Genomic DNA, 12,729 nt, shown 5'->3' on the forward strand with positions numbered 1-12,729 from the left:
TTGCTGGCCGGGTATCAGGCCACCACCACGGCGGCGCCTTCGCCACGCGCTGCGATCGTGCCAATCGCGTAGACCTGTTCACCGGCAGCTCGCAGCGTGGCGGCCGTGGCTTCGGCGTTGGCCGCATCCACCACCACCACCATGCCGATGCCGTTGTTGAAGGTGCGGTTCATCTCGATGTCGTCGATGCCCGCCGTCTTCTGCAGCCAGGCGAACAGCTCGGTCTGGGGCCAGCTGCCCTTCTTCAGGTGCGCGGCGGTGCCGTCGGGCAGCACGCGGGGGATGTTCTCCAGCAAACCACCGCCGGTGATGTGGGCCAGGGCCTTGATGGGGTGAGCGGCCAGCGCGGCCAGCACGTTCTTCACGTACAGGCGGGTGGGTTCCATGATGGCCTGCTTGAAGGGCTTGCCGTCCAGCGTGGCGGGCACGGTGCCCTGGCTTTCAGCGCGGTCAATGCACTTGCGCACCAGCGAGAAGCCATTGGAGTGCACGCCGTGGCTGGCCAGGCCCAGCACCACGTCGCCAGGGGCCACGTCCTTGCCGGTCAGGATCTTGGATTTTTCGACCGCGCCCACGGCAAAGCCGGCCAAGTCATATTCGCCTGCCGGGTACATGCCGGGCATTTCGGCAGTTTCGCCGCCGATCAGCGCACAACCGGAGAGTTCGCAGCCCTTGGCGATGCCGCCGACCACGGCCGCAGCCGTGTCCACGTCGAGCTTGCCGCAGGCAAAGTAGTCCAGGAAGAACAGGGGCTCGGCGCCCTGCACCAGCACGTCGTTCACGCTCATGGCCACCAGGTCGATGCCCACGGTGTCGTGCATGTTCCATTCAAACGCCAGCTTGAGCTTGGTGCCCACGCCATCCGTGCCAGAGACCAGCACGGGCTCCTTGTAGCGCTTGGGCACTTCAAACAGCGCGCCAAAGCCGCCGATGCCCGCCAGCACGCCTTCGCGCATGGTCTTCTTGGCCAGCGGCTTGATGCGCTCGACCAGGGCGTCGCCCGCGTCGATGTCAACGCCGGCGTCTTTGTAGGAGATGGGGGTGGAGGGGGCAGAAGAGCTCATGGGTGGTGTGGTGCTGGTAGGCCCGCCGGGCGGGCTGGAATCCGGGGATTTTAAGGGGCACGCCCCGACGCACTTTCTCAGCCCTGTGGGGAAGGGGGCTTTGGGGTAGAGCCATGCCGGGCAGATTGCACCAGTACACCGGCCAGAGCCAGCGTGGCAAACAGGATTCCGGCACCAAACGTGGCGCTGGCGCCCAGCCGGTCCCACAGCAGGCCTGCCAGCCCGCTGGCCACCAGCAGTGCCACGCCGCTGACCAGGTTGAACATGCCAAACGCCGTGCCCCGCAGGTCGGCCGGTGCGGTGTCGGCCACCATGGTGGCCAGCAGCCCCTGCGTCATGGCCATGTGCAGGCCCCACAGCGCAATCCCCAGCCAGGCGGCGGCGCCCCGGTCGCTGAAGGCCAGCAGCGCATCGGCAGCGATCAGCGCCACCAGCCCCCAGGCCAGCAGCGTAGTGTGGCGGGTGCTGTCTGCCAGTTTGCCCAGCGGGTAGGCGCCCAGTGCAAACACCACGTTCATCAGCACCAGCACCAAGGGCGTCCAGGCCAGCGGCAGGCCTCCCTGTTGCACGCGCAGCACCAGAAACGCCTCGCTGAAGCGCGCCAGCGTGAACACGGCGCCCAGCGCCACCACCCACCAGTAGGCGCCGCCCAGGCGACGCAGGTTCTCGCGGCGGATTGGGTTGGTGCGCACGGCGCTGGCGGCGCGCTCGGGCTCGCGCACGCCCACCAGGAGCAGTGCCACGCACAGGGCGGCCGGAATCACGGCCACCCAGAACACGGCGCGGAAGTCATTGGCCCACAGCAGCATCAGCCCCATGGCCAGCAGTGGGCCCAAAAAGGCGCCCACGGTGTCCAGGGACTGCCGCAGCCCGAATGCCGCGCCCCGCATGCCGGGCGGCGCAAGGTCGGCCACCAGCGCGTCGCGCGGCGCGCCGCGTATGCCCTTGCCCACCCGGTCGAGCAGGCGCGCCGTGACCACCAGGCCCACGGTGGGCGCGATGGCAAACAGGGGTTTGGACAGTGCACCGAGCCCATAGCCCAGCACCGCCAGTGGCTTGCGCCGCCCCCACCAGTCGCTCAACACCCCCGAAAACACCTTGAGTACCAGCGCCGTGGCCTCGGCCGCGCCCTCGATCAGGCCCACCGCGAGCATGCTCACGCCCAGCGTGGTGACCAGGAACACCGGCAGCAGGCTGTGGATCATCTCGGACGACACGTCCATCAGCAGGCTGACGAAGCCCAGCGCCCATATGCTGGCGGGCAGGCGCTTTGCAGGGGAGGTGGGAGGTGTCATGGTGCAAGGCAGGGTACGGTGGTGCCGGGCGGCGGCCCAGGGGGCTGGCAGCAGACTAAAATCGCGGCCATTGTCGCCCAGCCCCTGCGAGGGAGCCGGTCGGTGACCACGCGCCGTATGCCACTTTGTCGCCGCGCCTGGCCGCAGTCATCGACGGCCCGGTGCCTTCCCACCCACTTGTGATGCCGCTGCTGACCCTCTTCCTGACCGCCGCTTCCGCACCTTCCGCCACGGTTCAGCCTGCACTGTGCGGGCGCCGCGCATGACGATGAAGCAACTGGCGCTGGACATCGGCCTGGCCACCGGGCCCACCCTCGACCGTTTTTTTGCCGGGCCCAACGAGGCCGCGCTGCAGCACCTGCGCCTGGCCGCCGGGGCGGGCAGCAGCGAAGCCACCCGCTCCCCGGTGCCCACCTACCTCTGGGGCGAGCCGGGCAGCGGCAAGACCCATTTGCTCCAGGCCGTGCGCCAGGCCCTGCGCGAGCAGGGCTCCAGCGTGGGCTGGCTCGACCCCTCGGTGGGCGAGCCGCCGGATTTTGATGAACGCTGGGCCGCCGTGGTCATGGACGACGTGCACCTGTACAGCACCGCCCAGCAGGCCACGGCCTTCAACTGGTTCGTCAATGCCATCAGCCCCGCCAGCGGTAGCCAGCGTTGGGTGCTGGCGGCTGGCGATCTGCCCCCCGCCGACCTGCCGCTGCGCGACGACCTGCGCAGCCGTCTGGGCTGGGGCCATGTGTTCCAGCTGCAACTGCTGGGCGAGGCCGAGCGCCGCGCCGTGCTGCGCCAGGAGGCCGATGCGCGCGGCGTGTTCCTGGGCGACGAAGTCATGGACTACATGCTCAACCGCTTTTCGCGCGACCTGGGCAGCCTGATGCAGCTGCTGGACCAGCTCGACGCCTTTGCCTTGCGCACCCAGCGTGCCATCACGATTCCGCTGCTCAAGACAATGCTCGAGTCGGAATAAAAAATGAGGGACAACCCCCTGAGCGGCTGCGCCGCTTCCCCCTTCTCTCGCTGTGCTGAGCACCGCGGGAAGGAGGACGCCGCCAGCGCGGCGGGGCGGCCCTTGCGCGGCGGCCGCTGGGTTTGGGCAGCGACAGTTTTTGCAACCGCTCGCTTAGCGTAACTTATTGAATGATTGAAATGCAAAGAAGCCGCCTTCGCTTGGCGCTGTTTGACCTGGACCACACGCTGCTGCCACTCGACTCTGACTACGAGTGGGGCGAGTTCACCATCCGCATCGGCTGGAACGACCCGGTGGAGTTCGCGCGCCGCAACGACGAGTTCTATGCCCACTACCAGGCGGGAACGCTCGATGTGCACGACTACGTGCGTTTTGCGACCGAGGCCGTGCGCCTGCGCGGGCCCGATGCCGCAGCGGCGGCGCACCAGCAGTTCATGCGCGAGGTCATCACCCCCGCCATCCAGCCCCAGGCGCTCGACCTGATCCGCCAGCACCAGGCAGCGGGCGACGAGGTGGTGATCGTCACTGCCACCAACGAGTTCGTGACCACCCCCATCGCCCAGGCGCTGGGGGTGCCGCAACTGCTGGCCGTGCAGCTGGTGCGCGACGCCAGTGGCTGGTACACCGGCGAGATTGACGGTATCCCGACCATGCGCGAAGGCAAGGTGCGCCGCATGGAACAATGGCTGGCCGAGCGGCAGCTCAGCTGGGCCGACGTGGAGAGCACCTTCTACAGCGACTCCATGAACGACGTGCCCCTGCTGGAGAAGGTGAACCACCCGGTCGCCACCAACCCCGACCCGCGCCTGCGCGCCCTGGCCCAGGAGCGCGGCTGGCGCATACTGGACCTGTTTGCCGAGCCTGCCAGCCAGACGGCCTCCTGACCCCCTGCGCTCGCAGTCCCCTGATATCTCCCTACCCATGATCAAGAAGTTCATCGACAAACTGCTGGGCAAATCGACGCCCGGGACCTCCGGCGGCAAGCCCCATTTTGGCAAGCGCGAAGAGGTGCCCGCCAGCGTGCACGGCATCAACCCCGAGCTGGTGGACCGCCGCGCCGCCGAGGTGGTGCAGACGCTCAAGGACGCTGGCTTCGAGGCCTACATCGTGGGTGGCGCTGTGCGCGACCTGCTGCTGGGCCTGCGCCCCAAGGACTTCGACGTGGCCACCAACGCCACGCCCGAGCAGGTCAAGGGCCTGTTTCGCCGCGCCTTCATCATCGGCAAGCGCTTTCGCATCGTGCATGTGGTGCACGGCCGGGGCCGCGAGCACGAGGTGATCGAGGTCTCCACCTTCCGCGCCTACCTCGACAATGCCGCAGCGGGTCAGGTGGCTGGCAACGAAAAGACCAGCAAGGCGCAGCTGTCGGGCATGCAGCATGCCGTGGACGCCAGCGGCCGCGTGCTGCGCGACAACGTCTGGGGCCCGCAGGACGAAGACGCGACGCGCCGCGACTTCACCGTGAACGCCATGTACTACGACCCGGTCAGCCAGATCGTGGTCGACTACCACAAGGGTTTGCAGGACGCGAAGAAGAAGACGCTGCGCATGATTGGCGACCCCGCCACGCGCTACCGCGAAGACCCGGTGCGCATCATCCGCGCCGTGCGTTTTGCGGCCAAGCTCAGCCCGCTGGGCTTCAGCATCGATGCCAAGTCGGCCGCGCCGCTGGTGCAGTCGCAGGCCCTGCTGGCCGAGGTGCCCCAAAGCCGCATGTTTGACGAAATGCTCAAGCTGCTGCAGACCGGGCACGCCATCGCCACCATCGAGCAGCTGCGCAAGCTGGGCATGTCCAAGGGCATCTACCCGCTGCTGGACGTGGCCGTGGAGCGCGCCGACACGCCGTTTGTGAAGGCGGCCCTGGTGGACACCGACCGCCGCGTGAACGAAGGCAAGCCCGTGGCCCCCAGCTTCTTGTTGGCCTGCGTGCTGTGGGAAGACGTGCGCAATGTCTGGCAGGAGCGCCTGAACCAGCGCCAACACCCGCTGCCCGCGCTGCAAGAGGCCATCGACGAGGTGTTCGACAAACGCATTGGCGACGTGTCGGGCCGCGGCAAGCTGGCCGCCGACATGCGTGAGATCTGGGTGATGCAGCCGCGTTTTGAAAAGCGCGTGGGCAACACGCCGTTCGGCATGGTCATGCAGCCGCGCTTTCGCGCCGGGTTCGACTTCATGCGCCTGCGCGCCGATGTGGGCGAAGTCGAGGAAGCCCTGGCCGAGTGGTGGCAGGACTTCCAGGCGGCGGACGATGAGCGCCGCGACGACCTGATGGACCAGGCCAAGGAAGAGCAGAAGGCCCGCCAGAAAGCGCAGCCTGTGGTCAAGCGTGTGCCTCGCAGTGCACCTGCTGCGGCACCACGTGCCCCTGGCACCGTCCAAGACACTGACCATGCGGGCGGCGAGACCGAATGGGCCGCCGAAAGCGGCGCGCCCAAGAAGCGCCGCCGTCGTCGCCGCAAGCCCGGTGGTGGTGGCGGCGAAGGTGCAGCACCTGCTGCGGCTGGCGAGTGAGTTGGCCGGACGTGGGGGAGCAGGCTGAGCGGCCCTCTCGGGTCTATGTGGGCCTGGGGGCCAATCTGGGAGAGCGGCAAGCCGCCTTGCGCAATGCTTTGGCGGCCATGGGTCAATTGCCCGGCACGCGGGTCCTGCGCGTGTCGCCGCTCTATGGCAGCGCACCGGTCGATGCCGGTGGCCCGGACTACCTCAACGCCGTGGCCGAGCTGACAACGACTCTGGCACCTGATGCCCTGCTGGGTGCCCTGCAAGCCATCGAGCTATCTGCTGGCCGCGAGCGCCCCTACCGCAACGCGCCGCGCACGCTGGACCTCGACATTCTGTGGTTTGGTGACCAGGTGATCGACACCCCCACACTCACCGTGCCCCACCCCCGCATGGCCGAGCGCGCGTTCGTGCTGCGCCCCCTGGCCGATCTGGTGCTTGGGCGGGTGGATGCGTCGGCGTTGCAGGCCGTAGCGACTCAGGACATCCACCAGCTGGAAGGCCCGGCTTGGGTGGGCACTTTGGTGGGTGAATAATTTGCTCCTAAATTGGGAGCTTTTTGCGCTTTATAGATAAGCGCCAGGGCCTGAAAAGGCTTAAAAATACTCCCATCTGCATTGGCTTTGCGGGCGACAGATGAAACGGACGCGGTCCAACGCCAGTGCCGCCGTGGAACCGGCTCCGCCGGGCCTCGGGTGGCGTCTCTCTCGGGGGCTGGGAAGCCGCAGCCGCAAGCCTGCCCGCGCAGGCGTGGACGGCATCGAAGAGGTGCCGCCTCAGGCGGCAGCACCGAGCGGATTGCGTCTCAGAGAGTCAATCGACTTTTGCCCCGGACGCCTTCACCACCTGCTGGTACTTGGCACGCTCGCTGGCCATGAAGCTGTCGAACTGCTGCGGCGTGGTGGCCACGGGCTCCGCCAGCAATGCGGCAAAGCGGGTCTTCGTTTCGGGCGCGTTCAGTGCCGCCACAAAAGCCTTGTTCAGCTTGTCGATGATGGGCTTGGGCGTAGCGGCCGGCGCCACCAGGCCCCACCAGGTGTCGATAGAAAAACCCTTGAAAGTCGCGGACAGCGGTGGCACGCCGGGCAGCGAGGCCGAGGCGTCGAGCGAGGTCACGGCCAGCGCCTTGAGCTTGCCCGCGCGGATGTTGGGCGCTGCGGCGGCCAGATTGTCGATGTTGAAGTCCACCTCGCCCGCCAGCAGTGCCAGCTGGGCCGGGTTGGCGCCCCGGTAGGGGATGTGCAGCGCGTAGATGCCGGCGCGCTGCTTGAACATCTCGCCCGCCAGGTGGCCCGCGCTGCCGTTGCCGCCACTACCGTAGTTGAGCTTGGCGGGGTTGGCCTTGGCGTAGGCGATGAGGTCGGTCACGGTATGGATCTTGAGCTGCTCGGCCTTGGCGGCGTTCATGACCAGCACATTGGGCACGCGCACCATCTGCGTGATGCCGGCAAAGTCCTTGCCTGCGTCATAGGGCATGCGGGCATACAGCCAGGGGTTGACTGCGTGGGTGGCGGTGGCCGCGATGCCGATGGTCAGGCCATCGGGTGCAGCCTTGGCAATCGCGTCGGCGCCAATGTTGCCGCCCGCGCCGCCCTTGTTGTCGATGATGACCGTGCCCAGCGATTCGCGCACGCGCTCGGCCAGTGCGCGGGCCGTGACGTCGATGGGGCCGCCTGGGGCATACGGCACGATCAGGCGGATGGGCTGGCCGGCATCCTGAGCCCAGACGGCGGGGGACGAAAAAGCCGTTGCGGTAGCAGCGGCGGTGGCGAGGAGGATGAGGTTTCTGCGGTTCATGGGCGCCATTGTGCAAAAAAATCGTAAGAAAGCTTATGAAGCCCTGAGGGGGTGATGGTCAGGCGGGGACGTTCATGCCGTGCGAGGCGCGCTGAGCGCCACGCCCAGGTCTTCCACCAGCATGCCCAGTTCGTGCGACGAGCGGATGTCCAGCTTCAGGAAGATGGCGGACCGGTGTGTGTCCACGGTGCGCGGGTCGATGGGGCGCTCCGGGTCACGCTGCGCCAGTGCACGGGCCACTTCCTTGCTGCTGAGGCCCGTGCCCAGCAGCTGGGCCACCTCTTGCTGGCGTGGGCTCAGGGCGTTCCAGCGCTCGCGCAGCTGGTGCTGCCGTTGTGTCTGCCGTGCCTGCGTTTGCGACAGCGTGGAGGCCTTTTCGACAGCGGCCAGCAAGGTGGCTTCGTTGCACGGTTTTTCGAGCCAGTCCACCGCCCCTTGTTTGACGGCTGCCACGGCGGAGGACAGCTCACCGTGCGCCGATAGGAACACGGTCTTGAGCGCGCTGTGGCGCTGGCCGAGTTCGTGGAACACCTGCAGCCCGCTCAAGCCTTCCATGCGCAGGTCCAGCAGCACGCAGCCGGGGTGGTCCAGTGCAGCCTGCGCCAGAAAGGCCTCGCCGCCGTCGAAGGCACGCACCGTGTACCCGCGTGCGAGCAGCAGTGCGGCCAGCGATTGGCGCACGCCTTCGTCGTCGTCCACGATGTAGACCACGGTGGGGTCCGGCGAGTCAGCGGCGATGGGGGCAGTGTCGTAGGTCATGGCGCGGTGGCATTCTCGGTGGCGGGGGGCAGGGCAGGCGGATCTCGAAGACCGCGCCGCCGCCCTCGCGATTGCGGGCCTGTAATTGGCCCCCCATGCTTTCAATGATGGAGCGGCAGATGTTGAGACCCAGGCCGAGACCGTCGGAACGTGTGGTGAAGAAAGGCTCGAACAGGCGCTCGGCGATGCCGGGCGGCAGGCCTGGGCCCCGGTCCAGCACTTGCACCAGCGCTTGGCCATCTTCTGCGGCTATGCGCAGCCGCAATTCGTGCCCGCCGGGCGGGGGCTGGTGGGTCTGCATGGCCTGCAGGGCGTTCAGGCCCAGGTTGATCACCACCTGCTCCAGCAGCACACGGTCTGCGTTCACCGACAAAGGGGCTCCGGCTTGTTCCACACGCACAGGGATCCCCTGGCGGCGAGCCTCGGCGCGCAAGAGCAGCTCCAGCGACTGCTCCACGATGGCAGACAGATCGCAAGGCTCGCGGCTTTCAGGGTGCTGGCGCACCCAGCGGCGGATACGACCCACGATGTCGGCGGCCCGCAGCGCCTGGGTCGACAGGGCCTCCAGGCTGTCGCGGAGGGGGCCGATCTTGCCCTGGGCGGCCAGCGCCCGTGCGGCAGCCGCATAGTTGACCAGGGCGGCCAGCGGCTGGTTCAGCTCGTGGGCCAGGGTGGATGCCATCTCGCCGACGGTGATCACGCGCTGCACCCGCTGCAGCTGGGTCTCGCGCTGCTGCTGCTGCTCTTCGGCCCGCTTCTGCGCGGTGATGTTGACCACCGAGCTCATCCAGCCGATGTGCTGGCCGCTGCCGTCGATCAGGCGTGTGGTGTAGAACATCGTGTACACGTCCGACCCGTCACGGTGCCTCAGCCGGTTCTCCCGCCCCTGCGGAAACGCGTTGCCGGCCAGCACCGTGTCGCTGTCGTTCCAGTGGCGGTCCAGCTCGTCAGGGTGCCAGTACGGGTAGGGCGGCAGCTGGCCGATGAGTTCGTCGGCCCGGTAGCCCACCATATCGCACATGGCCGCGTTGACATAGACGATGCGCCCTTCGAGGTCGCGGGCGCGCATGCCCACCAGCAGCGAGTCCTCCATGGACTGGCGGAACGCCTGTGCCTGCTGCAGCGCGTGGGTACGCTCCTGCACGCGCTGCTCCAGTTCGATGCGGGCCAACCGGTTTTCGGCGAGGCGCCGCTCGCGCAACTGCCAGTACAGCGCACCCAGCACCAGCAGGCCCGACGCCAGCGTGGCCAGTGCCCAGGCCTGTTGCCGCGCCAGGGCCACCACGCGGCTGTCGGCAGTGACGGTGAGGGTCCAGCCCAGGTCGGGCAGCTTCTCTTCGAACGCCAGGTAGCTTTTGCCGCCCGTGCCGTCCAGGCGCAGTTCGGCACCGGGCGGGTCGTCTTGTGGGCGCAGGGTCCAGGGCACGGCGCGCGGGGTCCATCCTGTGCCGTACTGTTCGTTGTGCTGCAGCTGCTGCACGAGTGGGGTGGGCAAGGGCTGGCTGGTGCGGTAGAGCCAGCTGGGCACGGAGCCGAGAAAGACGATGCCCCGTTCGTCCGTCACGAACACTGGATCGCGCAGCTGGGCCCATGGGTCCGAGATGGGTTCCATGCGCACCTTGACCGCCACCACGCCGATCACGCGGCCCGCATCGACCACGGGGGCTGAGACAAACAGGCCGGGTTCGCCCGTGGTCTTGCCCACGCCATAAAAGCGGCCCGTCTGGCCCGCCAGGGCATCGCGAAAGTACGGCCTGTTGCCGTAGTTCTGGTGCACAAAGCTGTTGGGGGTGTCCCAGTTGCTGGATGCGAGGGTGAGGCCCTGCGGGTCCATCACGTACAGCATGTCGGAGCCCGCATGCTGGTTCACCGCCTGCAGGTACGCGTTGGCTGCGTCGCGTACGGCCTGCGATGAAGGTTGCTGCAATAACTGGCGCACCAGCGGGTGCTGCGCGGTGGTGAAGGGCAGGTAGTTGTAGCGCGTGGCCACGCCACGCAGCGCCAGGGCTTGCACCTCGCCCAGGCGGCGCAGGTTGTCCCACTGGGCGTCGCGTTCGCTCTGTTCTGCCCATTCGCCCGCGCCCCACACCAGCAGGGCCGCCAGGCACAGCAGCGTGGCAATGAAGCCTCCGCGCCGGACTTGATGCCAGCGGCGGGGCGCGCCCTGCGGGGCTGGCGGGGCGGGCGCTGCACGCACCATGGGTCGTGGTCCAGGTGTCTTTATCGGCCTTGCGGGGGCGTGTCAGCCGCCGTGTTTGTCGGCTTCCGACGTGAATGCGTCGGCAAAAAACTCTTCCGGCGGCAGGCCGCGCTGGGCGCTGTAGGCGTCACGGGCGGACTCGACCACGATGGGCGCGCCGCAGGCATAGACCTGGTGACCTGAGAGATCCGCAAAGTCGTCCAGCACCGCCTGATGCACAAAGCCTGTGCGGCCGGTCCAGCCGTCCTCGGGCAGCGCGTTGGAAATGACCGGAACGTAGCGCAACCACGGCAATTCGGCCACGCGGGCCTGCACCCAGTCGGCCAGGTACAGATCGCCAGGGCGACGGCCGCCCCAGTACAACACGGTGGGGCGGCTGATGCCCTTGAACTGCAGGTGCTCGATCAGCGCCTTGATGGGGGCAAAGCCGGTGCCGGATGCCAGCAGCACGATGGGCTTGTCGGAGTCTTCGCGCAGGAAAAAACTGCCAAACGGACCTTCGACACGCAGGATTTCCTTCTCCTTCATCGCCCCAAACACATGGTCGGTGAACTTGCCGCCGGCCATGCGTCGAATGTGCAGCTCCACACCCGGTGCCTCTGCCTGGGTGTGCGGCGCGTTGGCCATCGAGTAAGCGCGTCGGGCGCCGTCGCGCAGGATGAACTCAATGTACTGGCCCGCGTGGTATCGGAAGGTGTCTGCGGCAGGTAGCTGCAGGCGCACCTGCATCACATCGTCTGATTTCTTTTCGAGCGAGGCCACGCGCACTGGCATCTTCTTGACGGGGTAGGCGCTTTCGTCGGTGACCTGGCGCGATTCGAGTACCACGTCGGACAGTGGCTGTGCGCAGCAGGTCAACACCAGGCCTGCGGCCTCTTCGTCGGCCGTGAGGGCCTTGGATTGGTGGGCGCCGTGCTGCACGGTGCCGCTGAGTTTTTTGCACTTGCACGAGCCACAGGCGCCGTCCTTGCAGCCGTAGGGCAGGCCCACGCCACTGCGGATGGCGGCGGCCAGGATGGCTTCGCCCGCATTGGCACTGAAAGCGCGGCCACTGGGCTGCACGGTGATCTGAAACGCTGCGGTGGTGGCAGCCTCGGCGCTGGTCATGTGTGGGTATCCTTGGAGTCGTCTCTAGCTAAGCAAACGGACCCGATTTTGCCCTCAAACCAGAACCCCCTCGGCGCGCTGCCAGCGCGCTTTCGTCGCGAACGCCTGCTCATCGTGGGCTGTGGTGATGTAGGTCAACGGGTGCTGCGCCATCTGCAGACGGGCCCCGGGGCCGGGCGCATGCAGGTGCTGGCACTGACCTCCAGCGCTGGGCGGGTGGCGGAGCTGCGGGCACAAGGGGCCCGGCCTCTGGTGGGCAATCTGGACGATGCAGGCACCTTGCGCAGGCTGTCCGGCCTGGCGACGCGGGTGCTGCATCTGGCGCCCCCGCCGGGGGAGGGCGCAGGGGGCGATGCCTGGTGGCGTGACCCCCGTACCGTGGCGCTGACCCGCGCGCTGCGGCTGCGCACCTTGCCAATGTCGTTGGCCTACGCGTCCACCAGCGGTGTGTATGGCGACTGCCAGGGGGCCCTGGTGCCAGAGACTCGGGCCGTGGCCCCCGGCACCCCGCGCGCCCAGCGCCGTGTGAATGCCGAGCGCGCCGTGCGCCACTTGGGCCGTGCCGGCGTGCGGGCCACCGTGTTGCGCATTCCGGGCATTTACGCCCCCGACCGCGAGGGCGGTACGCCTGAGGCCCGCTTGCGCCGGGGCACGCCTGTGCTGGTGGCCGAGGACGATGTGTTCACCAACCACATCCATGCCGAAGACCTGGCGCGCACCTGCATGGCGGCTGTGTGGAAGGGGCGCCCGCAGCGCGCCTACAACGTGAGCGACTCCACCCACATGAAGATGGGCGACTACTTTGATCTGGCGGCTGATCTGTATGGCCTGCCTCGCCCACCGCGCGTGCCTCGTAGTACAGCGCAAGAGCAGCTGTCGCTGATGCTGCTGAGTTTCATGAGCGAATCGCGCCGGCTGGACAACCAGCGCATGCTGCGCGAGCTGGGTCTGCGGTTGCGGTACCCCAGTGTGGCCGAGGGGTTGCGAGCCTGAGAGGCTGGAGAAATCCGCGCTCTCCTCACCTTGCCCACATGGGCGCCC

Annotated in this window: 11 protein-coding genes; 5 read left to right on the forward strand and 6 right to left on the reverse strand. The window is 67.7% G+C overall.

All coding sequences use genetic code 11. From position 1 onward, the window contains the following. Window positions 1-14: 14 nt before the first annotated feature. Entirely contained in the window at window positions 15-1,064 is a 1,050-nt protein-coding gene (gene purM / locus C8C96_RS10170) for a phosphoribosylformylglycinamidine cyclo-ligase (RefSeq protein WP_056066695.1), read from the reverse strand. Window positions 1,065-1,141: 77 nt separating this feature from the next. Continuing rightward, entirely contained in the window at window positions 1,142-2,359 is a 1,218-nt protein-coding gene (locus tag C8C96_RS10175; protein ID WP_121942234.1) for an MFS transporter, read from the reverse strand. Window positions 2,360-2,627: 268 nt separating this feature from the next. On the opposite strand from C8C96_RS10175, the gene hda reads away from it, so the two are divergent. The 4 genes from hda to folK all read left to right on the forward strand — a co-directional run bounded on the left by hda (window position 2,628) and on the right by folK (window position 6,361). After that, the gene (gene hda / locus C8C96_RS10180) at window positions 2,628-3,326 is read left to right on the forward strand and encodes a DnaA regulatory inactivator Hda (protein WP_056748298.1); all 699 of its coding nucleotides are present in this window, start codon (window positions 2,628-2,630) and stop codon (window positions 3,324-3,326) included. A 179-nt stretch (window positions 3,327-3,505) separates the two neighbouring features. Continuing rightward, entirely contained in the window at window positions 3,506-4,210 is a 705-nt protein-coding gene (locus C8C96_RS10185; protein WP_233584209.1) for an HAD family phosphatase, read from the forward strand. Window positions 4,211-4,247: 37 nt separating this feature from the next. Then, entirely contained in the window at window positions 4,248-5,837 is a 1,590-nt protein-coding gene (gene pcnB, locus C8C96_RS10190) for a polynucleotide adenylyltransferase PcnB (protein WP_121942236.1), read from the forward strand. Then, a complete protein-coding gene (folK, locus tag C8C96_RS10195; protein ID WP_233584210.1) occupies window positions 5,834-6,361 on the forward strand; it encodes a 2-amino-4-hydroxy-6-hydroxymethyldihydropteridine diphosphokinase in 528 nt (175 codons plus the stop codon). The genes pcnB and folK overlap by 4 nt, the downstream gene beginning before the upstream one ends. Window positions 6,362-6,638: 277 nt before the next feature. Here the strand turns inward: folK and C8C96_RS10200 are convergent, their stop codons facing one another. From C8C96_RS10200 to C8C96_RS10215, 4 genes are all read right to left on the reverse strand, one after another. After that, complete coding sequence (locus C8C96_RS10200; protein ID WP_056748292.1) at window positions 6,639-7,622, reverse strand: tripartite tricarboxylate transporter substrate binding protein; 984 nt, start codon at window positions 7,620-7,622, stop codon at window positions 6,639-6,641. 72 nt (window positions 7,623-7,694) lie between these two features. Further along, window positions 7,695-8,381: a response regulator transcription factor gene (locus tag C8C96_RS10205; protein WP_121942238.1), complete on the reverse strand. Its 687-nt coding sequence runs from the start codon at window positions 8,379-8,381 to the stop codon at window positions 7,695-7,697. Further along, window positions 8,350-10,581 carry an ATP-binding protein gene (locus C8C96_RS10210; RefSeq protein ID WP_233584211.1) on the reverse strand — a complete coding sequence of 744 codons (2,232 nt, stop codon included), beginning with the start codon at window positions 10,579-10,581 and terminating at the stop codon, window positions 8,350-8,352. The genes C8C96_RS10205 and C8C96_RS10210 overlap by 32 nt, the downstream gene beginning before the upstream one ends. A gap of 42 nt (window positions 10,582-10,623) precedes the next feature. Further along, entirely contained in the window at window positions 10,624-11,688 is a 1,065-nt protein-coding gene (locus tag C8C96_RS10215) for a CDP-6-deoxy-delta-3,4-glucoseen reductase (protein WP_121942239.1), read from the reverse strand. 48 nt (window positions 11,689-11,736) lie between these two features. Here C8C96_RS10215 and C8C96_RS10220 point away from each other — a divergent pair, with 48 nt between their 5' ends. Further along, on the forward strand, window positions 11,737-12,681 hold the full coding sequence (locus C8C96_RS10220) for an SDR family oxidoreductase (protein ID WP_121942240.1): 945 nt from the start codon (window positions 11,737-11,739) through the stop codon (window positions 12,679-12,681). Window positions 12,682-12,729 lie beyond the last annotated feature (48 nt).

Source organism: Acidovorax sp. 100 (assembly GCF_003688355.1).
In the GTDB taxonomy this organism is placed as follows: Bacteria; Pseudomonadota; Gammaproteobacteria; order Burkholderiales; family Burkholderiaceae_C; genus Acidovorax; species Acidovorax delafieldii.